The sequence below is a fragment of the Micromonospora sp. D75 genome (genome assembly GCF_018070405.1).
In the GTDB taxonomy this organism is placed as follows: domain Bacteria; phylum Actinomycetota; class Actinomycetes; order Mycobacteriales; family Micromonosporaceae; genus Micromonospora; species Micromonospora chalcea.
Map to the genome: position 1 here is coordinate 1 of NZ_JAGPXV010001017.1, position 1,181 is coordinate 1,181.

Annotated in this window: 1 protein-coding gene and 1 pseudogene; both read left to right on the forward strand. The window is 74.3% G+C overall.

What is annotated here, in order from left to right; all coding sequences use genetic code 11:
* A pseudogene (locus KBX39_RS31620) lies at positions 1–615 on the forward strand ([protein-PII] uridylyltransferase); the annotation flags it as partial.
* A gap of 186 nt (positions 616–801) precedes the next feature.
* Positions 802–1,181: signal recognition particle receptor subunit alpha (locus KBX39_RS31625; protein WP_210874086.1), on the forward strand; the 380-nt coding region annotated here is incomplete at its 3' end.

Consider the following 1,181-nt stretch of genomic DNA (forward strand, 5'->3'; position numbering starts at 1 on the left):
GCCCGGGTGCGCCCCACCCTGGACACCGGCGTGGTGCCCGCTCCGCCGGCCCCCGACCCGGCGCTCGTGGCCGGGCCGCTGCCCGTCGTACACCTGGGGGAGGACCGGGTGTCGGTGGCCGCGGCGGACCGGCGCGGATTGCTCGCCACGGTCGCCGGTTGCCTGGCCCTGCACCGCCTGGAGGTGATCTCCGCGGACGCCGCCACCGTGGACGGCCGCGCCCTGGTGCAGTGCCGCGTGCAGCCGCGCTACGGGCTGGCGCCGAACCCCATCGCGCTCAGCGCCGACCTGCGCCGCGCGGTCGGCGGCGACGTCTCGGTGATCCAGCGGCTGCGTGGCCGGGCGCTCGCCGCCCGCAGCCAGGGCGCCGCGCCCCGGGTGGTCTGGCACCGGGAGGCGGCCACCGACGCGGTGCTGCTGGAACTGCGCGCCGCGGACGCGGCCGGGCTGCTGTACCGGGTCACCTGCGCGCTGGACGAGGCCGGCGCCCAGGTGCGGGCGGCCCGGATCTCCACGCTCGGCGGCGACGTGGTGGACGCCTTCTACCTGGTCGGCGGCTGGCCGCCGGACGAGGAACGAGCGCGCATCGAGGCCGCCGTGCTCGCCGCCGTGTAAGGAAGGGCCCCTTGTTAACGCCTCCGGTAGAGGAAGGGACCCCTGTTAACACCCGGCCGACGAGCGGCGCGGGCCCGTGGACGGCCGGGCCGGAGCGAGGGTGCGGGCGGCGGGCTACCCTAACGGTGGGCTGGACCATCGGCCCGCCAGCATGTGCCCGCCGAAAACGACAAACGGGATGTTCGCGTGTTTGACACCTTGAGTGACCGCCTGTCCGGGATCTTCACCAAGCTCCGCGGCAAGGGCCGGCTCACCGACGCCGACATCGACGCCACCGCGCGCGAGATCCGGATGGCGTTGCTGGAGGCCGACGTCGCCCTGCCGGTGGTCAAGGGCTTCATCGCGAACGTCAAGGAGCGGGCGCGCAGCGCCGAGGTCTCCCAGGCGCTGAACCCGGCCCAGCAGATCATCAAGATCGTCAACGAGGAGCTGATCAACGTCCTCGGCGGCGAGGGGCGGCGGCTCCAGTTCGCCAAGCACCCGCCGACCGTGATCATGCTGGCCGGCCTCCAGGGCTCCGGTAAGACGACCCTCGCCGGCAAGCTGGCCCGCTGGCTCAAGAGCCA